Raw genomic sequence first — 21761 nt, 5'->3', positions numbered from 1 at the left:
CCTCCGCGGTCCCCCGGCAGGTCGGCCGGCAGCCCGCTCGATGCACGCTGCTCCCGGCCTGTCAAGTGGCACCCCGCGCCCGGCGTGGCCCTGACCTGCGACGACGGTCAGGACGACTGTCTCGGGCGTGTTAAGATGGGTCCAGCGAAAGGGGCAGCAGACACATGGTTTTCAACGTCGGCGAGACTGTCGTCTACCCGCACCACGGAGCGGCACTGATCCAGGCCACCGAAACTCGGATCGTCAAGGGCGAGGAGAAGTTGTACCTCGTCCTCAAGGTCGCCCAGGGAGATCTGACCGTCAAGGTCCCGGCGGAGAACGCGGAGATCGTCGGTGTCCGCGACGTCGTGGACCAGACCGGCCTGAACAAGGTCTTCGACGTGCTCCGTGCCCCGCACACCGAGGAGCCGACCAACTGGTCGCGTCGGTACAAGGCCAACGTCGAAAAGCTGGCCTCCGGTGACGTCAACAAGGTCGCCGAGGTGGTCCGTGACCTGTGGCGTCGCGACAAGGAGCGCGGTCTGTCCGCCGGCGAGAAGCGGATGCTGACCAAGGCCCGGCAGATCCTGGTGTCCGAGCTGGCGCTCGCCGAGGGCACCAACGAGGACAAGGCCGAGGGCATCCTCGACGAGGTCCTCGCCTCCTGATCGTCGCACTGGTCCCGGCGGCCGGCCGCGGTGAGCGGCTCGGTCTCGGCATCCCCAAGGCGTTCGCCGAGGTCGGCGGTGTCACCCTTCTCGGGCACGCCGTCGACGGCTTGCTGCGTGCCGGCGTCGACCGGGTCGTGGTCGCCGTCGGGCCCGACGAACTCGACCAGGCCCGCGCGGTGCTCGGTGACCGGGCAGTGGTGGTGGTCGGTGGATCCGACCGGGTCGCCTCGGTCGACAACGCACTCAGCGCCCTCAGCGCCCTGAACTCCTCGGCCGGTGCAGCGGACGATCCCGAGGTCGTGCTGGTGCACGACGCCGCCCGCTGTTTCGTGCCGCCCGAGGTGGTGCACCGGGTGATCGGTGCGATCCGGGCCGGAGCCGACGCCGTCGTGCCGGTGCTACCGGTGGCCGACACCGTCCGATCCGTGCGCGGCGACGGCTCCCCGGGTCCGGTGGTCGACCGGTCGACGCTCCGGATCGTCCAGACCCCGCAGGGTTTCCGTCCCGGCGTGCTGCGCGAGGCCCACCGGGCGGCGCGGCGCGACGGTGTGTCCGCGACCGACGACGCCGGGCTGGTCGAGCGGCTCGGCGGCACGGTCGTGTTCGTCGACGGCCACCGGCAGGCCCACAAGATCACCACCCCTGCCGATCTCGAGGAGGCCCGGCTCGTGCACGCACCGCTCGTCCCGCGCGTCGGGTCCGGGTACGACACCCACCGGATCGCCGCCGGGGTGCCGTGCCACCTGGCCGGCCTGGAGTTCCCCGGAGCCGACGGATGCGAAGGTCACTCCGACGGCGACGTCGCCGCTCATGCGCTGTGCGATGCGTTGCTGTCCGCGGCCGGACTGGGCGATCTGGGTGCGATCTTCGGCACCGACGACCCGCGCTGGGCCGGTGCCTCCGGTGCCGACCTGCTCACCGAGGTGATGCGGTTGATCGTGGCTGCCGGCTTCGTGGTCGGGAACGCCGTGGTCCAGGTCATCGCGAACACCCCGAAGCTGTCGCCGCGCCGGGCCGAGGCCGAGGCGGTGCTGTCCGCGCTGCTCGGCGCGCCGGTGTCGGTGGCCGGCACCACCACCGACGGTCTGGACGCCAGCGGCCGCGGCGAGGGCCGCACCGCGACCGCCACCGCGCTGCTGCTGCCGGCCCGGTCCGAGCCGGCCTGAGACTTCCTGACCGAGCGGGCCGTCAGCAGGACCGGGGCGGTGCGATCTTGTCCAGCAACCGCGAGAGCTGGTCCAGTTCGGCGTCGCTCAGCGGCGCCAGGATGGCGGCCGCGGCGTCGGACCGGGCCTGGCCCATCCGCTGCTGCACCTCGCGCCCGGCGTCGGTGAGGGCGACCAGGATCGACCGCCGGTTCGCCGGGTCGATGCTGCGGTGCACCAGGCCGGCCTCTTCCAACGCCCCGACCAGGCCGGTGGCCGACCGCGGCACGATGCCCATGCGGTCCGCGATCTCGCCCATCCGGGCCTCGCCGTCACGGCGCGCCACGAACCGGAGCACCCGCTCCTGGGCCGGTGTCAGACCCAGGGGGGAGAGTGCCTGCTGGGAGGCGCGGCGCATCCGGTGGGCAGTACCGGCGAGCCGGTCGACCAGCGCGAGACGGTCCGGTGCGGTCACGGTCGACGCCTTTCGGACGGGGCGGTCGGGGCCGCCGGGAATAAATCGTGGGAGAAACTCATTATGAGGATAGCTGAACAATAACGTTCCAGTCGGCGCCGCCGCGCCGGAGAGGAGAGCCGATGGCCTCCCTGACTTCCATCACATCGACCACCACACCCGCCACCACGGCAACGCCCGGTGGCCTGCGCCGCGCCGGCAACGGTGAGGAGCGCCGGGGCCGCCCGCAGATGTCCGGCCCCACCCCCTCCGCCCGCAAGGGCGACGTCCGCCGCGTGATGCGGCTGTTCACCCACGACCGACGCCGGCTGACCTTCGTCGCCGCGCTGATCGTCGTGTCCTCGCTGATCTCGCTGGCCTCGCCGTTCCTGCTGCGGGACCTGCTCGACGTCGCACTGCCCGAGCGGAACACCGCGCTCGCCGCCCTGCTCGCCCTGGGCATGATCGTGGTGGCCGTCGCCACCACCGTGCTGAACGTGATCCAGACCCGGCAGTCCACGGTCGTCGGCCAGTCGGTGATGCACCGGCTGCGCAGCTCGGTCTACCGCCACCTGCAACGACTCTCGCTCGGTTTCTACACCCGCACCCGCACCGGTGAGGTGCAGTCCCGGATCGCCAACGACATCGGCGCGATGCAGGCCACCGTCACCTCGACGGCCACCTCGATCGTCTCCTCCGGCACCACCGTCATCGCCACCTTCGTCGCGATGCTGGCGCTGGACTGGCGGTTGGCCCTCGTCTCGCTCGTCCTGGTACCGGTCTTCGTGCTGATCACCCGCAAGGTCGGGGCGATGCGGCGGGAGATCACCACCCAGCGCCAGGAGCGGATGGCCGACATGTCCGCGATGGTCGCCGAGTCGCTGTCGGTGTCCGGCGTGCTGCTGACCAAGACGATGGGCCGCAGCGACGAGCTCGCCGCCCGGTTCGACCGCACGTCCCGCGAGCTGGCCGATCTCGAGGTGCGTTCCTCCAACGCCGGCCGCTGGCGCCAGTCCAGCATCGGCATCATCATCGCCGTGCTGCCCGCGGCGATCTACCTGGCCGCCGCGTTCACCCTGTCCGGCGGCACGGGTCCGGTGTCGATCGGCACCCTGGTCGCCTTCACCACCCTGCAGGGCGGCCTGTTCCGCCCGATGATGGGCCTGCTCTCCACCGGCGCCGACGTGCAGTCGTCGATGGCGATGTTCCGCCGGGTGTTCGAGTACCTGGACATGCCGGTCGAGGTCGCCGAGCCCGAGCAGCCGCACCGGCCGCAGGGCGTCACCGGTGAACTCCGGTTCAGTGGCGTCGGTTTCCGCTACCCCGGTGCGGACCGGGACACCCTGACCGACATCGACCTGGTGGTCCCGCCCGGGCAGGCCGTCGCGGTCGTCGGTGCCACCGGGTCCGGCAAGACCACCCTCGGCTACCTGGGCGCCCGGCTGTACGAGCCGGACACCGGCACCATCACGCTGGACGGCGTGCCGCTGGACCGCTGGGCCCGACCCGAGCTGACCGCCGCGGTCGGCATCGTGTCGCAGGAGACCTACCTGCTGCACGCCTCGATCGCCGAGAACCTGCGGTTCGCCCGGCCGGAGGCGACGGACGCCGAACTGGTCCGCGCCGCGCAGGAGGCGCAGATCCACGACCTGATCGCCTCGCTGCCCGAGAGCTACGACACGATCGTCGGCGAGCGTGGCTACCGGTTCTCCGGTGGCGAGAAGCAGCGGCTGGCGCTGGCCCGGATCCTGCTCCGGGATCCGCAGGTGCTGATCCTCGACGAGGCCACCTCGGCGCTGGACAACCGGACCGAGGCCGCGGTCACCGAGGCGCTGCGCCGGGCGTCCGCCGGCCGCACGACACTCACCATCGCGCACCGGCTCTCGACCGTGCAGGACGCGGACGAGATCGTGGTGATGGACCGCGGACGGATCGTCGAGCGCGGGCGGCACCAGGAGCTGCTGGACCGTGGCGGGGCCTACGCCGAGCTGGTGCACGGCACCACGTCCACGCCCGTCGGCGCGCCGGTCGGTGCGACCGTCGTCGGAACCGCAGACACCGACTGACCCGCCCGCATCCGGGATTTGCGAGAATCGGCTGATCATGGACACCACGCTGATCGGCCGGGACCATCCCTCGGCCGTGCTGCGCGGAGCCGTCGAGCGCGCGGTGGCCAGCCACGGCGGCACCGTGCTGGTCGGCGGTGAGGCGGGCATCGGCAAGACCTCCCTGGTCACCGAGGCGATGGTCCGGGCCCGCGAGCTCGGTGCCCTGGTGCTGGCCGGCACCTGCTGGGAAGGCGGTGCGGCGCCCGGTTTCTGGCCATGGACGCAGGTCTTCCGGGCGGCCCGCAGGGTGCTCGGGCCCCACGAGTGGCGGGATCTCGAGTTCGCCGGCACCCCGGCCGACGGCACCGGGACCATGGACGAGTTCGGGTACTTCGACGCGGTGAGCCAGGCCTTCGAGGTGCTGGCCCAGAGCCGCCCGGTGGTGGTGGTCCTGGACGACCTGCACTGGGCGGACGAGGCGTCGCTGCGGCTGATGGAGTTCGTCGGCCGGCACTGCTTCTTCGAGCGGCTGCTGCTGGTCGGCACCTACCGCGACGTCGAGCTGGAGTCCGACGGACATCCGTTGCGGCAGCAGCTGTCCCGCATGCTCAGCAGTGCCACCACGATCACCCTGGACGGGTTGTCCGAGACCGGGGTGGCCACGCTGGTGGAACGGGTGACCGGCCACCGACCCGCGCCAGACAGGACGGCCGAGCTGCACCGCCGGACCGGTGGCAACCCGTTCTTCGTCGAGCAGACCGCCCGGCTCGGGACGGACGAAAACACGACGGCGGGGAACGGGCCTGCGGTCGCCCCGGGCGTGCGTGACGCGGTCCGCCGCCGGCTGTCCACGCTCCCGCCGGAGGTGGTCGGATTGCTGGGCACCGCCGCGGTCCTCGGTCGCACCTTCCCGGTCGGCCTGCTGGCGGCGGTGTCCGCGCGTGGGCCGGTCGCGGCGGACCGCCTGCTGGCCGTGGCGCTGGCCAACAGGTTGCTCGAGAAGGCCGAACGGCCGGGCGTTCCCGGTGGTCCCGGTGCGTCCGGGCCGGCGCTCGGCTTCGTGCACGACCTGGTCCGGGAGGCGCTGCTGGACGACCTGGATCCGGACGGGCGCCGCCGGGTGCACGCCGCGGTCGTCGAGGCCGTGGGGTCCGGCGAGATGCTGCCGGCGGAGCTGGCCGGTCACGCGGTCCGGGCCGGGGACCTGGTGCCGGCGGAGGTCGCGGTCGACCTGCTGGTCGCGGCCGGGCGGGACGCCGACAGCCGGATCTCCGCGGACGAGGCGGTCGCGCACTACCGGACGGCGCTCGGGCTGGCCACCGCTCCGGGCCGGCGCGCGCTGATCGGCCTCGACCTGGGATCCCGCCTGCACCACCACGAGTGGCGCCGGCGGAGTGATCGGGGGCCGGCCTGGGAGATCCTCTGGGGGGCCGTCGACGACGCCCGGCGGGCGGATCCGGAGGTGCTGGCGCGGATCACCGTGACCGTGGCCCGGTACGACGACGCCGACCCGGCGCGGCGGGACGCGCTGGTCCGCGAAGCGCACGCGGGGGTGCTCCCGGAACGCGCCGACCGGGGCCGGACCGGGATCGACGGGCTGGTCGAGGAACTCATCGACCACCTGTCCGAGTCGGCCCGCGGGTCGGGCGACGACGAGATGCTCACCAGCATGCTGTCGGCCCGGCACAACGCGATGTGGGGGCCGGGCAGCGCCGCGGAGCGGAAGGTGCTGCTGGCCGAGGCGGAAGCGGTGGCACGGCGCACCGGCGATCGCGACACCGAGCAGTACGCCTCGTCGATGCGCTGGGTGGCCCTGCTCGAGCTGGGTGATCCCGCCTACCTCGACCAGTTCGCCACCTACTGCCGGCTCGCGGACCTCTACCGGACACCGCGGTACGAGGTGAGCGTGCTGGTCGACCGGCAGCTGATCCTCCTGTTCACCGGCCGGATCATCGAGGCCCGGCGGGTGCTGGAACAGGTGCTGTCGATGGACCACGACGAGGCCACCTACGGCTGGCTCGCCGTGCACCTCACCTGGGCCCAGCTCATCCGGGAGGGCCGGTTCGACGAGCTGCCGACACCGATCCGGCAGGACGACGAACCGACGGGGTTCCGCGAGTTGCTGGGGGCAGTGGCGGCGGCCGAGTCCGGGGATCCCGCACCGGGGCTCGCCCACATCGCCGAGATGCGTGCGGGGTCCGGGCAGCACCCGCCGATGGTGGAAGCCCTGTGGAACCGGTTGCTCGCGCTCGTGGCGCGGATGACGGCGGACCCGGCCATCGCCGCTCTGGCCCGGGCGGCACTGGAGCCGTTGCGCGGCACGTGGTGCGTGGGCATCTTCGGGTGCGACCTGGCCGGCCCGGCGGAGCTGTACCTGGGGATCACGGAGATCCCGCACCGCCCCGACCTGGCGGTCGACCTCATCCGGGAGGCCGTCGCGGCGGCGGAACGGATGCGATCGCGCACCTGGTCCGTCGAGTCCCGGGTGGCCCTGGCCGATGCGCTGCGGGCCCGGGCAGCAACGGCGCAGGACGAGCAGGAGGCGATGCTGCTGCTGGCCGGCGCCCGCGCCGAGGCCGCGGAGCTCGGACTCGGCCGGGTGCTCGCGGCGACCCCGGCCGTACCGACCACACCGACCGGCACCGAGCCCGCGACTCCCGCCGGCCCGCCGGCCGCCGAACTGCGGCCGTCGGGCGGGGTCTGGACCGCGACCTTCGACGGCCGCACGGTCCACCTGCCGGATGCCAAGGGGCTGGTCGACCTGCACCGGCTGCTGTCCTCCCCGGGGGTGGAGATCCCGGCGGTCCGGCTGCTGGAGCCGGTCGGCGGTGAGCAGGTCGCAGCGGCCGCGGCGATGGGTGGGGACCCGGTGCTGGACGATCGTGCCCGGCAGGAGTACCGGCGCCGGCTGACCGTCCTGGACGACGAGATCGATGCTGCGGCAGTGCGTTCCGATGCGGTCACGCAGGCCCGGCTGGAGCGGGAACGGACGGCGCTGCTGGACGAACTGCGGTCGGCGACCGGCCTGGGCGGCCGGTCCCGGCGGCTGGGCGATGCCGCGGAACGGGCCCGCAAGACCGTCACCGCGCGGATCCGGGACACCCTGCGCCGACTGGACGAGGCGCACCCAGCGCTGGCCGCGCACCTGCGCGCCACCGTGACCACCGGCAGCTCCTGCTGCTACCGACCGGAAAGCCCGGTGCACTGGAGGTTGTGACCTCCGGTGCACCGGGCATGTGTCGGGTCCTGCAACCTGCCGGAACGTGCTTCGACCTGGCGGGACCGTGAACGACTGCCGGGCGCCTACTTCCGGCTGTACAGCCGCATGGTCAGCGGTCCGAAGATCGCCAGCAGCGCCACGGTCCAGATGCCGACCCACATCAGCGAGCTGCCCGACCAGGTGCCGTTCATGGTGGAGCGCACCGCGTCCGCGACGTGGGTGATCGGGTTGACCTTCACGAAGGCCTGCAGCCAGCCGGGCATCGTCGAAGGGTCGACGTAGACGCTGGACAGGAAGGTGAACGGCATCAGCACCATCATGCTCACGCCCATCACCGACTTCTCCGACCGCAGCAGCAGCCCGAACATCGTCCAGATCCAGGAGAAGGCGAAGCAGAACACCAGCAGCACGCCGACCCCGGCCACCACGCCGACCACCCCGCCGGCCGGCCGGAACCCCAGGATCAGGCCCATCACCACGATGACCACCGAGGCGATCACGTAGCGGAACAGGTCGCCGAGCAGATAGCCGACCATCGGCGCCGGCCGCCAGATCGGCAGCGTCCGGAACCGGTCGAAGATGCCCTTGGCGATGTCGGTGTTCACCGAGACCCCGGTGTACATGGTGATCATCGCGATGCTCGCGACCAGGATGCCCGGCAGGAAGTACTGCAGGTACTCGGTGGTCGAGCCGGCCAGCGCACCGCCGAAGAGGTACGTGAACATCAGCGTCATCATGATCGGGAACAGGGTCACGTCGAACAGCTGCTCCGGAACGTGCTTGATCTTCAGCGCGGCCCGCCAGCCGAACGTCATCGATGCGGACAGGGCACTGGGCCGCGGCGGGCGCTCGGTGGCCAGCACCCCGGTCAGGTCGGCCGGTGCCAGCTTGGCGTCGGCGTCGTCGATGTTCTTGGCGAGCGTGGTCATGCCGCCACCTCCCGGGAGTCGTCGGAACCGGTGGCCGGGTGATCGGTGAGGGCGAGGAAGACCTCGTCCAGGCTGGGCTGGCCCAGTGAGAAGGTGTCGACGACGATGCCGGCCCGGGCCAGCTCGCCCAGCGCGCTCGCGGCCTGCTCGGCGGCGAGCTCGGTGACCGGCGTGCTGCCGGCTGCGCCCCCGTCCTTGCCGGCCTCGCCGATGCGGGCCGTCAGCGCGACCGGGTCGGAGTCGAGCTGGACCTCGGAACCGAGTGCGCGCTCCAGGATCCCGGCGGCCTCCGGTCGGCGGTCCGGCTCCCGCAGCCGGACGTGCACCGTGCCGACGCCGACGGAGGCCTTCAGCTCGCCCTTGGTGCCCTCGGCGATGACCTTCCCGTGGTCGATGACCGCGATCCGGGACGCCAGCTGGTCGGCCTCGTCCAGGTACTGGGTGGTGAGCAGCACCGTGGTGCCCTGACCGACGACGGCGCGGACGATGTCCCACACCTGGTTGCGGCTGCGCGGGTCCAGGCCGGTGGTCGGCTCGTCCAGGAAGAGCAGCTTCGGCGTGGACAGGATGCTGGCGGCGATGTCGAGCCGGCGCCGCATGCCGCCGGAGTAGTTCTTGGCCTGCTTGCCGGCGGCCTCGGTGAGCCCGAACGCGGCCAGCATCTGTTCGGACCGGGCCCGGGCGGCGCGCTTGCCGTGACCGAGCAGCCGGGCCAGCAGCACCAGGTTCTCGTCCCCGGTCAGGTCCTCGTCGACGGAGGCGTACTGGCCGGTCAGACTGACCAGGCTGCGGACCGTGTCGGCCTCGCGGACCACGTCGTGGCCGAAGACCAGTGCCTCACCGGCGTCCGGCCGGAGCAGCGTGGCCAGCATCTTGACTGCCGTCGTCTTGCCGGCGCCGTTCGGGCCCAGCACGCCGTAGACGGTGCCCGCCTCGACGGTCAGGTCGATCCCGTCGACCGCCCTGGTACCGCCGAAGACCTTCACCAGCCCCGATGTCCGGATCGCCGGCCCTGCTGTGGAGTCGCCCATCTCGGTGTCCCTCTCTGTTCCCTCGTCCGGTGGTGTTCTCGCCGGTCGGTCATGGTGGGCACTACGGCTGTTCTACCGAACCGGGCGGGTCCGGTACACCCCGTTTCTTGACCAATTCCTGACCTTGCAGCGTGGACCGGCGCCGATCGCGGAACTCATCGGTCGCCGGCGGACGCTGTGCGGATCCCGCCGGCAGCGGTCCTCACCCGGTAGGCGCGAGGAGGTCGCGAGATCCCCGCCGGATCGGATCTGGCGGGCGGCGCTCTACTGCGCTTGGCGGGGCCGGCGTCAGTCGCGGGCGGTGTCCGGCGGCAGCTCGTCCTCGACGATCCGCGGCCGGGCGGCGAGCAGCCCGAAGCCGAGGTGGACCAGCAGCAGGCCGCAGAGCAGCAGCAACGGCGCATCCCAGGCACCGGACAGGTCGTGCAGGAAGCCGAACAGCACCGGTCCCGAGGACGCGATCAGGTAGCCGATGGACTGGGTGAAGCCGGAGAGGGCGGTGGTGCCGGCCTGGGTGCGGGCGCGCAGGGCGACCAGGGTGAGCGCCACCGGGAACGCGCCGGTGCCGAGCCCGATCAACACGCACCACAGCGCGGCCGGGCCGACCGGGGCCACCAGCAGCCCGACGTAGCCGGTCAGGTAGCACCCCGCCATCCCGGCGATCACCACCACGGTCGGCAGGACCTTCAGCAGGAACGGGACCACGGCCGAGATCAGCACCGCGACCACGCCCAGGATCGAGACGTAGGCGGTGGCCCTGGTGTCGGTCATCCCCTGGTCGATCAGCAGCTCCGGCAACCAGCCGAAGATGACGTACGCCTGCAGCGCCTGGGTGCCGAAGTAGCCGGCCAGCATCCAGCCGAGCCGGGTCCGGGCGACCGCGACGATCCCGGGGCCGATGGCCCGGGTCGCGTGCACCGGACGGGCGCGGCGGCCGCCGAGCATCAGCCAGGGCAGCAGGGTGACCGCCGACAGGGCAGCCCACATGCCGATCCCGAGCCGCCAGTCACCGCCGAGCGCACGCTCCGCCGGCAGCGTCACGCCGGTGGCGACCGCGCCGCCGGCGGACATGACCGTCGTCCAGACCGCGGTCATGGCCGGGATGTGGTGCGGGAAGTGCAGTCTCACCAGACCGGGCAACAACACGTTGGCCATCGCCACCCCGGCCAGGGCCAGCGTCGAGCCGCCGAAGAGTGCGACCGGGCCGGGCAGCACCCGGACCAATTGGCCGACGGTGAGCGCGACCAGCGACCACTGGACGGTCCGGTGGGTGCCCAGCCGCCGGGCCGTCACCGGTGCGGCGAAGCCGATCACCGCGAAGCACAGGGTGGGTAGGGCGAGCAGCAGCCCGGCGGCGGCGCCGTTCAGGCCGGTGTCGTCCCGCAGTTCCGGGATCACCGCGCCCAGCGCGTTGACCGGCGGCCGCAGCGCCGCGGCGAGCAGCACGACTGCGGTGGCCACCAGCAGCGCACGGCCGGACGGTCGGGACTCCTGGATCACCTGCAGCACAGTAGGCCTGCGCCGGTCCGGTCCGGTCCGGTCCGGTCCGGTCCGGTCCGGTCTCGTTCGTTCCGGTCCGTACCGGTGGCGGCGGAGTCGGGCGGCGCCGTCCGATCCGGAGCCGGGCGACCCCGGCAGTGCCGACCCCGGCAGTGCCGACCCGGGGCAGTGCCGACCCGGGGCAGGGGCAGTGCCGACCCGGGTTCGGACCGGGCTCGGACCGTCATCGGCCGGTCCGGTGACATGACAGGCTGGACCCATGCGCACCGTTGCCGTCCTCGGCGCCGGCAAGATCGGCGAGGCCCTGCTGTCCGGACTCATCGCGGCCGGCCGTGATCCGCAGTCGCTGCTGGTCACCACCCGGTCCGGGCGGGCGGCGCAGCTGGCGGAGAAGCACGGGGTCCGGGCCGCCTCCACCGCCGAGGCGGCCGCGGAGGCGGATGTGCTGGTGATCGGCGTCAAGCCGCAGGACATCGAACCGCTGCTGGTCTCGCTGGCCCCGGTGATCCGGCCCGGGGCCCTGGTGGTCTCGCTCGCCGCAGGCCTGCCGACCGCGCTGTACGAACGCCACCTCCCCGCGGGTACCCCGGTGGTCCGGGTGATGCCGAACACCCCGATGCTGGTCGGCGAGGCGATGTCGGTGATGTCGGCCGGCAGCCACGCCGGCCCGGAGGACATGGAGACGGTGCGCGAGTTGCTGTCCGCGGTCGGCAGCGTGATCCAGGTGCCGGAGGCCCAGCAGGACGCCGTCACCGCCTTGTCCGGGTCCGGACCGGCCTACTTCTTCTTCCTGGTCGAGGCGATGATCGACGCCGGCATCCTTCTCGGCCTGCCGCGGAACGTCTCCACCGAACTGATCATCCAGTCGGCGGTCGGGGCGGCGAAGATGCTCCGGGAGACCGGCGAGCACCCGGTGGCCCTGCGGGAGGCCGTGACCTCACCGGGGGGGACCACGATCTCGGCGATCCGTGAGCTGGAGAACCACGGCGTCCGGGCCGCGCTGCTCGCCGCCATCGAGGCCGCCGCCCTGCGGTCCACCGAGCTGGGCGCCGCGCACCGCTGATCCGGCCGGCCGTGGTGCCGCCCCGGTGCGGGCGGACCGCGCTCCGACTGTCCCTGCCGACCCCCGCTGTCCCTGCTGTTTCGACTGTTCCGGCTGCTCCGGCTGCTCCGGCTTTTCCGACTCAGGCCACGTCTCAGGCCACGTCGAGACCGGTGAGGTCCAGCGGGGCGAGCCCTCCGTCGGCATCCCGGATCGGCGGCAGGGTGGCGACCACGGCGGCGACCGGCAGCGGGCCGTAGATGTGCGGGAACTCCTGGTCACCGACCGGGTCCCAGCGGACGGGGGAGCCGCCGGCCTCGCAGAGGTCGACGTCGATCACCAGCACGACCATGGTGGCCAGGTCGACGTCGGCGTAGAACCGGTCGATCACTCCGGGCAGCTGTGCCGATGTGCTGGCGTGCAGGAAGCCGACCTCGGCCAGATCCATCCCGCGGGTGGACTCGGTGTAGCCGGTCGTTGCGCCTGGCGCGGTCACCGCGGACCACGCCGGCAGGCCGGCGAGATGAAGAATGCGCATACCGAACTCCTGTTCGTCAGATATTCGTGAAGCAGAACCGTCGCATCAGCACCACTGGTAACGCTAGAGTTCACCAAGCACGAGCGCGAAAGTGCTCGCCGGTGGGGAAGCCGGCGGCGCGATGCGTGCCGGAAGACGGTGCCCTGATGGCTCAACCGCCAGACAAAGGCGTGCGGGAAGCTCCGCTCGCCGAGATGAAGTTCCTGACCGTGGCCGAGGTGGCCACGGTCATGCGAGTGTCCCGGATGACGGTGTACCGGTTGGTGCACTCCGGCGAGCTGCCCGCGGTGCGGGTCGGCCGGTCCTTCCGGGTGCCCGAGCGCGCCGTGCACGAATACCTCAAGACCGCGTACAACGACGTCGGCTGAGGTCGGCCGCTCCAGCCGCAGCCGGGTCCTGGTGGACCCGGCTGTCGTCCGTGCGCGCCTGTGGGTCCCCGATTCCGTCCGGCGGGGTTCCGTCGCGCCGGTACGATGTCCCGAGCACCGTGTGGGACCACCGCCGGTGGTGAGCTCTCAGGCTCGTTTCCGTCCAGAGGTCGGCCAGGGTGGCCGGCGTCTCCAGTCAAGAGGTCGTGGGTATGGGTTCGGTCATCAAGAAGCGCCGCAAGCGGATGGCGAAGAAGAAGCACCGCAAGCTGCTCCGCAAGACCCGCGTGGCGCGTCGCAAGGCCGGCAAGTGATCGCTCCGGCGATCACCGCTGCGCAGCGCTGACCTGCACCGCACAGGCGGAGGAATGGCCGGCCGGACGATTCTGGTGACCGGGGTGACCCGGTTCATCGGATCCGCCCTGGCCGGCCTTCTTGCGTCCCGGCCCGATGTGGACCGGGTCATCGGCGTCGACGCCGTGCTGCCCGAGCCCGCCGCCCGGGCCCGGATGGAGGGCGCGGAGTTCGCCCGCGCCGACATCCGCAACCCGCTGATCGGCCGGATCATCGAGGCCGCCGGGGTGGACACCGTGGTCCATGCGTCGGCCTCCGCCACCCCGGCCTCCTCCGCGGCCCGCACCATGGCCAAGGAGATGAACGTCCTCGGCACGATGCAGTTGCTGGCCGCCTGCCAGCGGGCGACGTCGGTGCAGCACCTCGTGGTCCGGTCCACCGCGAAGGTCTACGGCGGGTCGTCGAAGGACCCGGCCGTGCTCACCGAGGACACCACCGCCCGGTCGCTGGGCAGCGGCACCGCCCGCGACGCGGTCGACATCGAGGGCTACGTCCGCGGGTTCGCCCGTCGCCGGCCCGATGTCCGGGTCACCGTGCCACGCTTCGCCGAGGTCATCGGGCCCACGGTGCACACCCCGCTGACCCGCTACTTCTCCCACTCGCCGGTGATCGCCGTCGCGGCCGGCCGGGACGGGAGACTCCAGCTGCTGCACGAGTCGGACGCGGTCGCCGTGCTCGAGCACCTGGCGCTGGGCAGCTGGTCCGGGATCGTGAACGTCGCGGGCGAGGGCGCGCTGACCGTCGTCCAGGCCGTGCACCGGGCCGGCCGGATCCCGCTGCCGGTGCCGATGTCGGCGCTGGACGGGGTGGGGCTCGCGATGCGGATCGGCCGGTTGGGCGGCTTCTCCGCCGCGACCGTCAGATCACTGGTCCCGGGCCGGGTGCTCGACACCTCCCGACTCCGCGACGAGGTCGGCTTCCACCCCGCCTTCACCACCGTCGAGGCCTTCGACGACTTCGCCCGGACCCTGCACCGCACCGTGGGTCCGTCCACCATCGGGAAGGTCGAGCGGACGCTGACCACGGTGCTCGGCCTCGGCTCCGCTGCTCCTGCCGGGACCGGGATCGATCCGCTCGCTCCCGTGGTGCACCCACCGGAGTCCGGAGGGACGGGTGCCGGTGTCGGTGCTGCGGCCGGTCCCGGTGCGGCGACGTCGGTGGTGGACGACACCGTCGGCCGCGCCGCCGAGCGCCCCGGGCGCCCCCATCTGGTCGGGATCGACGGCGGGTCGCCCCGCCGCAGGAAGGCGGCCCGATGACCGGCCCGATCGACGATCCCCGGGTGCATCCGGTGCGGGAGAACGCGACGGCGGATCCCGGCACGGCCGGGCGCGACACGACAGCCTCGGATCGCGGTACCTCGGGAGCCGCCGGCGGAACCATCGCTGACGACAGCCCCGGGACCGACGGGCCCGGGACTCCGCCGGCGGAGACCGGCTGGCGCCGGCAGGCCGCGGAAGGCCTGGCCTTCCTGCGCCGGAGGATCACCGGTGACTACCAGGTCGACGACTTCGGGTTCGACCCGGATTTCGCCGAGCACGTGTTCCTGCCACCGCTCCGATTGCTGTTCGACAAGTGGTTCCGGGTCGAGGTTCTCGGGGTGGAGAACATCCCGTCCGACGGCGGTGCGCTGATCGTGGCGAACCACTCCGGCACGGTCGCGATGGATGCGCTGATGACCGCGGTGGCCGTGCACGACCATCACCCCGCGCACCGGTCGGTGCGGATCCTCGGCGCGGACATGGTGTTCGACACCCCGGTGATGGGGCCGGTCGCGCGGCGAACCGGGGCGACCCTGGCCTGCAATCCCGACGCCGAACGCCTGCTGACCACCGGCGAGTTGGTATCGGTGTTCCCGGAGGGGTTCAAGGGCGTCGGCAAGCCGTTCTCCCAGCGGTACAAGCTGCAGCGCTTCGGTCGCGGCGGCTTCGTGTCGGCGGCGGTCGGGACCGGGGTGCCGATCATCCCGACCGCGATCGTCGGTGCCGAGGAGATCTACCCGAAGCTCGGCGACATCAAGCCGCTGGCAAGGGCTCTCGGACTGCCGTACTTCCCGGTGACACCCACCTTCCCGTGGCTCGGGCCGCTCGGCGCGGTGCCGCTGCCGAGTCGCTGGATCATCGAGTTCGGCGAGCCGATCACCACCGCCGACCTGCCAGCCGGCTCGTCCGAGGACCCGATGCTGGTCTTCAACCTCGCCGACCGGGTGCGGGAGAACATCCAGCAGGCCCTCTACCGCCTGCTCATCCGCCGCGGTCACCCCTTCCTCGGCTGACCCGCCCGCCGCCGCCCCCCTGCCCGCGCGATGATCAACTTCGCCGACGCGTGGGATCACAGCGTTTCTGTGACTGCTGGGACAGGAGTCGACGAGTTCGTACGCGCAGGCGAAGTTGATCATCGCGCCGGGGGGTCGGGTGCGACCCGCGAGCGCCAGCTCGACATGTCCGGTCGTTGGTCCCGGGATCGTGCGGTCGAGCATCGCAGCCGTCGCGAGGGACGAGCAGAGGCGAGAAGCGCAGGACGCGGGATCCCTCCGGGGACCGACGGCCCGCGAGCGCCAGCTCGCCATGTCGACGTCAGCGGTAGCGGCGGCGGACGGCGAGGCCCGCGGCCACCGCCCCGCCCAGGGCCCCTGCACCGAGGAGGGAGGGCACGCCGATCCGGGCGGCCTTGCGGCCGGTGCGGAAGTCGAGGACCTGCCAGCGGCGGCGGCGTGCGACGTCCCGGAGCTGCGCGTCCGGGTTCACCGCGACTGCGGTGCCGACGACGGACAGCATCGGCACGTCGTTGATCGAGTCCGAGTAGGCGGTGCAGCGGCGCAGGTCGAGCCCTTCGCGCGCGGCGAGCGCGCGCACCGCGGCGGCCTTGGCCTTGCCGTGCAGCAGCTCGCCGACGAGACGCCCGGTGTAGGTGCCGTTCTCGGTCGCGGCGACGGTGCCCAGCGCGCCGGTCAGGCCCAGTCGGTTGGCGATGATCTGCGCCAGTTCGACCGGCGTCGCGGTGACCAGCCAGACCCGCTGCCCGGCGTCCAGGTGCCGTTGCGCCAGCTCCCGCGTGCCCGGGTAGATCTTGTCGGCCATCAGCTCGTCGTAGATCTCCTCGCCGAGGGAGACGATCTCCGCGACCTGCCGACCGGCCACGAACGACAGCGCCTCCTCGCGCGCCGAGGTCATGTCGCCCGCGTTCTCCCCACCGATCCGGAACTTGACCTGACGGATGGCGAACCGCGCGAGATCGCCGGTGGTGAAGAACTTCCGGGCGGCCAGTCCACGTGCGTAGTGGAAGGTGGAGGCCCCGGCCATCATCGTGTTGTCGACGTCGAAGAAGGCCGCGGCGGTGAGATCCGTGCCGGGGGCCAGGCGCTCGGTGCCGGCCTGTTCGGCCTGGTAGGCGGCCTCGGCGGAGGCCTCGCCCGCGCGCTCGGCGCGTGCCAGTTCCTCCCGGGACTGTCCGGTCCGGCTGCCGGTCATCGCACCTCCTTCCGCACGTGCTCGGACTGTCAGCCTAGCGATGCCGCCGCGACGCTATCGTGCAGCGATGAGCTCTTCGCACGACCGCACCGCCGGCTCCGGGAACGTGGCCGACCTGCTCCGTCGTGCCGCCCGGTCGCACCCGTCCCGACCTGCGCTGATCGGTGACGGGCCGGACCGCACCTGGTCGGCCCTGGACCGGGCGGTGGACGCCGGGGCGGCGGCGCTGATGGCACTCGGGCACCCCTCCGGCGCCCGGGTCATGGTGACGCTTCCCACGGGCGCGGACATCGTGCTGACCCTGTTCGCGGTGGCCCGGGCCGGTCTGGTCGCGGTCCCGCAGCCGCCCGGCACCTCCGCCGACGAACTGGCCGCCGTGGCGGCGCGCACCGGTGCGGTGCTGGCGGTCGGGGAACCGGTCGACGGGTTGGTCCGGCTGGACGCCGCCGATCTCGCCACCTGGTGGCACGGGTCCGACCACCGGGTCGAGAACGGCGCCTCCGGCGAGGATCTCGCCGTCCTGGCGCGGGCGGCGGGGGAGCGGCCGGTGATGATCCCGCACCGCGCCGTGCTCGCCGCGGTCGAGGGGATCCTGGGAGCGCCGCGGCTCGGCCTCAGGTCCGAGGACCGGGCGATCCAGGTGCTGCCGCTGCACCACCTCGCCGGCTGGGTGACCGGGTTCCTGCCGCTGACCGCGGTCGGTGGCGCTGCCGTCCTGCCGCAGTTCCCGCCGGACGCCGGAGCGGCCGGTGGCTGGATCGACGTGGTGCTGGCCACCGTCCGTGCGCAGCGGGTCACCGTCGTGCCCGCGGCCCCCGGTCTGTACCGGCGGCTCGAGGGCGCGGCGAACGTCGAGCGTTCGCTGGCCTCCGTCCGGCTGCTGACCTCCGGCGCCGCGCCCCTCGACCCCGAGGACTTCTCCGCGATCCGCTCGCACACCGGCCTGACCGTCTGGGAGGGCTACGGCATCTCCGAGTCGGCGTCGGTGGTGGCGACCTCGCTGATGGGTGCCGCGCCCCGTCCCGGGTCCGTCGGCCGGCCGGTGCCCGGGGTCGAGCTGCGCATCGTGACCGAGGACGACCTTGACGAGCTCGGCCGGGTGGTCGTCGAGCCGGAACCGGCACCGGATCCGGAACCCCTTCCCGACGTCGACCCGGCTGCGACCGAGGTGCCGGAGACCGAGCGGCAGAACGACGGCGAGCCGGAGGTCGAGTCCGAGGGGACGAGCACCGGGGCGGCGGAGCCTGGTGCCGATGCGGAGCAGGCGCCCGCCGACGAGGACAACGCGTCCACCGAACCGACCGATCCGGCGGCCGAAGGCCTGGTGGCCGCCGCCGATGACCAGCTCGTGGACGTGGTGTCCGACGGCGAGGTCGGCCGGATCGCACTGCGCGGGCCCACCCTCTTCGCCGGGTACTGGCCGGACGGCGCCGACGGGCCGGACGAGAACGGCTGGTTCGTCACCGGCGACCTCGGCTACCTGGACGACACCGGCGACCTGCACCTGGTCGACCGGGCGGCGGAGACGATCGGCGTCGCCGGGTTCACCGTGTACCCGCGCGAGATCGAGGACGTGCTGACCGGGCACCCCTACGTCCGGGATGCGGCGGTCGTCTCCGCACCGGGCCGGGTCGGTGACCAGGTGGTCGCCGTGCTCGTCGCCCAGCGCGGCACCCGTCCCACCCAGGACGACCTCGACGAGTACGTCGCCGACCGGTTGCCGGTGTTCAAGCGGCCGGCCCGCTACGTGCTGCTCGACCGCCTGCCGCGCACACCGCTCGGCCGGGTGGACCGGGCGGCGGTCCGCGCGCTGGTGCCGGACGGCGGCGCCATCCCACTGCATTCCGTGGCCGACCGCACCGCCGACCCCGCCCCGGGACACCCCGACCCGGCTCCCGGTCAGGCCGGCGGCAAGGCCGGTCCGGTCGCGGACAAGGCCGGTCCGGCGGCGACCGGCGGCGGTGTTCCGGCGGCGCCTCCGCGGTTGCCCGGTGTGTCCTCGGGACCGAAACGGGGAGCCCAGGACGGCGACGAGGACCTGTTCTGATGGCCGCTGACCGCGGGGTGGAGCTGCCCGACCCGACGGCACAGGGAGTGGTGCTGCTCACCCGGCGCGACTGTCACCTCTGCGCCGAGGCCCGCGCGGTGCTGGCCGCGGCGGCGGCGCCGGTGGGTGTGGGGTGGCGCGAGATCGACGTCGACGACGATCCGGAACTGCGCGCCGAATGGGGCGACATGGTGCCTGCGCTGCTGGTCGACGGCCGGTGCGTCGGCTACCACCAGCTGGTCCCAGTCCGGGTGGTCGCCGCCCTGGCCTGACCTTTCGCCCGTCCGGCCGACCGGCCGACGGCCGGTGTCGGCGTCCGGCCGGGCGGTGGTCCGGCGGGTGCACCACCGGTGAACTTCCGGCGACGTCCCAGTCCGTGGGAAGGATGTCCCATGCGCAGTTTGGTCAGAGCTCTTTCGTCTGGCTAGGGTTGCCCCAGCGTGACCGGATAGCACATCCGAGTCACGGCGGCAGCGGCGGGGTCCGTGACGGGCCCGCCCGACAACTCCAGGTGGCGCGGCATGACTGGGCAGGAGATCGGCGGCACTGCGGGCCGTGACCTGCCCGAAGCCACGGTGGGCCGGCTCGCCGGTTACCTGCGCGCGCTGACCGCCCCGGGGACCGCTGCCTCCGGCGTCATCTCCTCCTCGACGCTGGCCGAACTGGCCGGCGTCAACGCGGCACTGCTCCGCAAGGACCTCTCCTTCCTCGGCTCCCACGGCACCCGCGGTGTCGGCTACGACATCGCCGGGCTGGCCGACGAGATCCGTCGTGCACTGGGCACCCACCTGGCGAGCCCGGTCGCACTGGTCGGGATCGGGCACCTGGGCCGGGCGCTGGCCCGGTACGCCGGGTTCGGCGGCCGCGGACTGGAGATCGCCGCCCTCTTCGACGCCTCGCCCGAGGTGATCGGGACCCGGGTCGGTGACCTCGAGGTGCACGACATCGCCGATGTGGTCCCGGTCTGCCGCGACCGGGCGATCACCATCGGGGTCGTCGCCACCCCCGAGGGCACCGCGCAGCAGGTCACCGACGCGCTGGTGCGCGCCGGTGTGCGGTCGGTCCTGAACTTCGCGCCGGAGGTGGTCGTCGTACCGCCTGAGGTGCAGTTGCGCCGTGTCGATCTCGCTCTCGAGCTGCAGATCCTGGCGTTCCACGAGACCCGTCGGAGCTCGGGAGCGGTGGGCGGATGACCGTTCGCCGCGCGACATCACCCAGGTCGGTCCCGCGGGGCCGGCAACACGCACCGGGGGAGTGGCCCGTCGCCGCCCCCGGACAGGGAAGGAGCAGGCCATGACCCGCACTCGCAGGAGCGGTGGCCGGATCGTCTTCGTCGGGGCCGGACCGGGGGATCCCGGACTGCTCACGGTCCGGTCGACCGAGGTGCTCCGATCCGCAGGCATCGTGGTGACGGACCCCGAGGTACCCGCGGAGATCGTCGCGATGGCCGGATCGGCCGAGGTGCAGCCCGCCCTGGGTGAAGCCGCGGACGTCGCGAAATCGATGGTGGCGTCGGCGAAGTCGGGCGCCACCGTGGTCCGGCTGGTGGCCGGCGACGTGTTGACCGCCGACGCCGTGGTCAAGGAACTGCAGGCGGTCGCCCGTACCTCGGTGCCGTTCGACGTGGTGCCGGGCATCGCGGTCACCTCCGCCGCCGCCGGGTACGCCGGCATCCCGGTCGGGTCCGTGCACACCGTCGCGGACGTCCGGTCGGTCTCCGACTGGGCCACCCTGGCCGGTGCGCCGGGCACGCTGCTGCTGCATGCCGGAGTCGGCCACCTGGCCGAGACCGCGGCGTCCCTGGCCGAGGCCGGCGTCGCCGCCGAGACCCCGGCCTCGGTGACGGCCGGGACGTCGCTGCCGTCGCAGCGCACCGTCGACGGCACCCTGGCCGGCCTGGACGGGATGGGTCGCGACCTGACCGGCCCGCTGGTCGTCGCCGTCGGTGGCGGCGCGGCCCAGCGCAGCAAGCTGTCCTGGTGGGAGTCCCGCGCGCTGTACGGCTGGCGCGTGCTGATCCCGCAGACCCGCGACTCCGCCGACGAGATGGCCGGCCTGCTGCGCGGGCACGGCGCCATCCCGGACCGGGTGCCGACGATCGCCGTCGAGCCGCCCCGGACCCCGGCACAGGTGGAGCGCGCGGTGAAGGGACTGGTCGACGGCCGCTACCAGTGGGTGGTGTTCACCTCGATCAACTCGGTGCGGGCGGTCTGGGAGAAGTTCGTCGAGTACGGCCTGGACGCCCGGGCGTTCTCCGGCGTGCGCATCGCCTGCGTCGACGAGGTCACCGCGGAGGCGGTGCGGGCACTGGGCATCACCCCCGACCTGGTGTCCGCGCAGCCGGAGTTCTCGGTCGGCCTGCTGGACGACTTCCCGGAGTACGACGACCTGCTGGACCCGGTCAACCGTGTGCTGCTGCCGCGTGCCGACATCGCCACCGAGACCCTCGCCGAGGGGCTGCGCGAGCGGGGCTGGGAGATCGACGACGTCACGGCCTACCGCACGGTGCGGGCGGCGCCGCCGCCGGCGCCGACCCGGGAGGCCATCAAGTCCGGCGGTTTCGAGGCGGTCTGCTTCACCTCCGCCTCGACCGTGCGGAACCTGGTCGGCATCGCCGGCAAGCCGCATTCGCGGACCATCGTCGCCTGTCTCGGGCCGAAGACCGCCGAGACCGCCCGCGAGTTCGGCCTGCGGGTGGACGTGCAGCCGGAGGTGCCGGAGATCGGTGCCCTGGTCGACGCGCTGGTCGGGCACGCCGAGCGGTTGCGCGCCGAGGGTGCGCTGCCGCCGCCGCGGAAGACCCCGCGTCGCCGCTGATCGCCCGACCTGACAACTGCTGCCGCCGCCGGCCCGCGCCTTCGTGGGCCGGCGGCGGTGTCGTCGGGTCGCGTGTCGTCGCACCGGGGGGATGACCGGTCGCCGGCGTCGTCCGGCGATCCTGACGGAAGTGCTGCGGGACGCCGGA

The 21761-nt window shown here is 72.9% G+C and carries 19 protein-coding genes; 13 read left to right on the top strand and 6 right to left on the bottom strand.

Annotation, left to right across the window (positions count from 1 at the left end; all coding sequences use genetic code 11):
• Positions 1–164: 164 nt before the first annotated feature.
• Positions 165–647, top strand: a complete 483-nt coding sequence (locus tag GIS00_RS11240) for a CarD family transcriptional regulator (protein WP_154768527.1) — start codon at positions 165–167, stop codon at positions 645–647.
• Positions 644–1816 (top strand): 2-C-methyl-D-erythritol 4-phosphate cytidylyltransferase, encoded by a 1173-nt coding sequence (gene ispD / locus GIS00_RS11235; RefSeq protein WP_154768646.1) that lies wholly within the window; start codon positions 644–646, stop codon positions 1814–1816. The genes GIS00_RS11240 and ispD overlap by 4 nt, the downstream gene beginning before the upstream one ends.
• Before the next feature lie 22 nt (positions 1817–1838).
• On the opposite strand, the gene GIS00_RS11230 is transcribed toward ispD, so the two are convergent.
• Entirely contained in the window at positions 1839–2270 is a 432-nt protein-coding gene (locus GIS00_RS11230) for a MarR family winged helix-turn-helix transcriptional regulator (protein ID WP_154768526.1), read from the bottom strand.
• A gap of 230 nt (positions 2271–2500) precedes the next feature.
• On the opposite strand from GIS00_RS11230, the gene GIS00_RS11225 reads away from it, so the two are divergent.
• Positions 2501–4315 carry an ABC transporter ATP-binding protein gene (locus tag GIS00_RS11225; protein WP_154768645.1) on the top strand — a complete coding sequence of 605 codons (1815 nt, stop codon included), beginning with the start codon at positions 2501–2503 and terminating at the stop codon, positions 4313–4315.
• Between the two features lie 37 nt (positions 4316–4352).
• The gene (locus GIS00_RS28645) at positions 4353–7514 is read left to right on the top strand and encodes an AAA family ATPase (protein WP_154768525.1); all 3162 of its coding nucleotides are present in this window, start codon (positions 4353–4355) and stop codon (positions 7512–7514) included.
• Between the two features lie 86 nt (positions 7515–7600).
• On the opposite strand, the gene GIS00_RS11215 is transcribed toward GIS00_RS28645, so the two are convergent.
• The 3 genes from GIS00_RS11215 to GIS00_RS11205 all read right to left on the bottom strand — a co-directional run bounded on the left by GIS00_RS11215 (position 7601) and on the right by GIS00_RS11205 (position 10977).
• Positions 7601–8446, bottom strand: a complete 846-nt coding sequence (locus tag GIS00_RS11215) for an ABC transporter permease (RefSeq protein WP_154768524.1) — start codon at positions 8444–8446, stop codon at positions 7601–7603.
• Positions 8443–9477, bottom strand: coding sequence for an ATP-binding cassette domain-containing protein (locus tag GIS00_RS11210; protein WP_154768523.1), 1035 nt, complete (start codon positions 9475–9477; stop codon positions 8443–8445). The genes GIS00_RS11215 and GIS00_RS11210 overlap by 4 nt, the downstream gene beginning before the upstream one ends.
• A gap of 288 nt (positions 9478–9765) precedes the next feature.
• Positions 9766–10977, bottom strand: coding sequence for an MFS transporter (locus tag GIS00_RS11205; protein WP_196073227.1), 1212 nt, complete (start codon positions 10975–10977; stop codon positions 9766–9768).
• A 259-nt stretch (positions 10978–11236) separates the two neighbouring features.
• Here GIS00_RS11205 and proC point away from each other — a divergent pair, with 259 nt between their 5' ends.
• Positions 11237–12040 (top strand): pyrroline-5-carboxylate reductase, encoded by an 804-nt coding sequence (proC, locus tag GIS00_RS11200; protein ID WP_154768521.1) that lies wholly within the window; start codon positions 11237–11239, stop codon positions 12038–12040.
• 133 nt (positions 12041–12173) lie between these two features.
• Here the strand turns inward: proC and GIS00_RS11195 are convergent, their stop codons facing one another.
• The gene (locus GIS00_RS11195; protein WP_154768520.1) at positions 12174–12557 is read right to left on the bottom strand and encodes a DUF952 domain-containing protein; all 384 of its coding nucleotides are present in this window, start codon (positions 12555–12557) and stop codon (positions 12174–12176) included.
• Positions 12558–12703: 146 nt separating this feature from the next.
• On the opposite strand from GIS00_RS11195, the gene GIS00_RS11190 reads away from it, so the two are divergent.
• The 4 genes from GIS00_RS11190 to GIS00_RS11175 all read left to right on the top strand — a co-directional run bounded on the left by GIS00_RS11190 (position 12704) and on the right by GIS00_RS11175 (position 15554).
• On the top strand, positions 12704–12925 hold the full coding sequence (locus GIS00_RS11190; protein ID WP_154768519.1) for a helix-turn-helix domain-containing protein: 222 nt from the start codon (positions 12704–12706) through the stop codon (positions 12923–12925).
• Between the two features lie 212 nt (positions 12926–13137).
• Positions 13138–13239 (top strand): 30S ribosomal protein bS22, encoded by a 102-nt coding sequence (locus GIS00_RS11185; RefSeq protein ID WP_015746237.1) that lies wholly within the window; start codon positions 13138–13140, stop codon positions 13237–13239.
• A gap of 84 nt (positions 13240–13323) precedes the next feature.
• Positions 13324–14538, top strand: a complete 1215-nt coding sequence (locus GIS00_RS11180; protein ID WP_407666840.1) for an NAD-dependent epimerase/dehydratase family protein — start codon at positions 13324–13326, stop codon at positions 14536–14538.
• Positions 14535–15554: a lysophospholipid acyltransferase family protein gene (locus GIS00_RS11175; protein ID WP_154768517.1), complete on the top strand. Its 1020-nt coding sequence runs from the start codon at positions 14535–14537 to the stop codon at positions 15552–15554. The genes GIS00_RS11180 and GIS00_RS11175 overlap by 4 nt, the downstream gene beginning before the upstream one ends.
• 301 nt (positions 15555–15855) lie before the next feature.
• Here GIS00_RS11175 and GIS00_RS11170 read toward each other — a convergent pair whose 3' ends face one another.
• Positions 15856–16749: an HAD family hydrolase gene (locus tag GIS00_RS11170; RefSeq protein WP_154768516.1), complete on the bottom strand. Its 894-nt coding sequence runs from the start codon at positions 16747–16749 to the stop codon at positions 15856–15858.
• Positions 16750–16816: 67 nt separating this feature from the next.
• Here GIS00_RS11170 and GIS00_RS11165 point away from each other — a divergent pair, with 67 nt between their 5' ends.
• The 4 genes from GIS00_RS11165 (at position 16817) to GIS00_RS11150 (ending at position 21613) form a co-directional block, all read left to right on the top strand.
• Entirely contained in the window at positions 16817–18796 is a 1980-nt protein-coding gene (locus GIS00_RS11165; protein WP_196073226.1) for a class I adenylate-forming enzyme family protein, read from the top strand.
• The gene (locus GIS00_RS11160) at positions 18796–19068 is read left to right on the top strand and encodes a glutaredoxin family protein (RefSeq protein WP_154768514.1); all 273 of its coding nucleotides are present in this window, start codon (positions 18796–18798) and stop codon (positions 19066–19068) included. The genes GIS00_RS11165 and GIS00_RS11160 overlap by 1 nt, the downstream gene beginning before the upstream one ends.
• Positions 19069–19317: 249 nt before the next feature.
• The gene (locus GIS00_RS11155; RefSeq protein ID WP_154768513.1) at positions 19318–19989 is read left to right on the top strand and encodes a redox-sensing transcriptional repressor Rex; all 672 of its coding nucleotides are present in this window, start codon (positions 19318–19320) and stop codon (positions 19987–19989) included.
• Positions 19990–20089: 100 nt separating this feature from the next.
• Positions 20090–21613, top strand: a complete 1524-nt coding sequence (locus GIS00_RS11150) for a bifunctional uroporphyrinogen-III C-methyltransferase/uroporphyrinogen-III synthase (RefSeq protein ID WP_154768512.1) — start codon at positions 20090–20092, stop codon at positions 21611–21613.
• Positions 21614–21761: the final 148 nt, after the last annotated feature.

It is taken from the genome of Nakamurella alba (assembly GCF_009707545.1).
Taxonomy (GTDB): Bacteria; Actinomycetota; Actinomycetes; order Mycobacteriales; family Nakamurellaceae; genus Nakamurella; species Nakamurella alba.
This window is presented reverse-complemented; position numbering and strand designations above follow the sequence as displayed.

Excerpts from the sequence above, each read along its gene's own strand:
- GIS00_RS11185 (WP_015746237.1), top strand. The coding sequence starts at position 13,138 with ATGGGTTCGGTCATCAAGAAGCGCCGCAAGCGGATGGCGAAGAAGAAG.
- GIS00_RS11165 (WP_196073226.1), top strand. The coding sequence starts at position 16,817 with ATGAGCTCTTCGCACGACCGCACCGCCGGCTCCGGGAACGTGGCCGAC.
- GIS00_RS11190 (WP_154768519.1), top strand. The coding sequence starts at position 12,704 with ATGGCTCAACCGCCAGACAAAGGCGTGCGGGAAGCTCCGCTCGCCGAG.
- GIS00_RS28645 (WP_154768525.1), top strand. The coding sequence starts at position 4,353 with ATGGACACCACGCTGATCGGCCGGGACCATCCCTCGGCCGTGCTGCGC.
- GIS00_RS11150 (WP_154768512.1), top strand. The coding sequence starts at position 20,090 with ATGACCCGCACTCGCAGGAGCGGTGGCCGGATCGTCTTCGTCGGGGCC.
- GIS00_RS11170 (WP_154768516.1), bottom strand. The coding sequence starts at position 16,749 with ATGACCGGCAGCCGGACCGGACAGTCCCGGGAGGAACTGGCACGCGCC.
- GIS00_RS11195 (WP_154768520.1), bottom strand. The coding sequence starts at position 12,557 with ATGCGCATTCTTCATCTCGCCGGCCTGCCGGCGTGGTCCGCGGTGACC.
- GIS00_RS11175 (WP_154768517.1), top strand. The coding sequence starts at position 14,535 with ATGACCGGCCCGATCGACGATCCCCGGGTGCATCCGGTGCGGGAGAAC.
- proC (WP_154768521.1), top strand. The coding sequence starts at position 11,237 with ATGCGCACCGTTGCCGTCCTCGGCGCCGGCAAGATCGGCGAGGCCCTG.
- GIS00_RS11240 (WP_154768527.1), top strand. The coding sequence starts at position 165 with ATGGTTTTCAACGTCGGCGAGACTGTCGTCTACCCGCACCACGGAGCG.
- GIS00_RS11210 (WP_154768523.1), bottom strand. The coding sequence starts at position 9,477 with ATGGGCGACTCCACAGCAGGGCCGGCGATCCGGACATCGGGGCTGGTG.
- GIS00_RS11215 (WP_154768524.1), bottom strand. The coding sequence starts at position 8,446 with ATGACCACGCTCGCCAAGAACATCGACGACGCCGACGCCAAGCTGGCA.
- GIS00_RS11225 (WP_154768645.1), top strand. The coding sequence starts at position 2,501 with ATGTCCGGCCCCACCCCCTCCGCCCGCAAGGGCGACGTCCGCCGCGTG.
- GIS00_RS11155 (WP_154768513.1), top strand. The coding sequence starts at position 19,318 with ATGACTGGGCAGGAGATCGGCGGCACTGCGGGCCGTGACCTGCCCGAA.
- GIS00_RS11160 (WP_154768514.1), top strand. The coding sequence starts at position 18,796 with ATGGCCGCTGACCGCGGGGTGGAGCTGCCCGACCCGACGGCACAGGGA.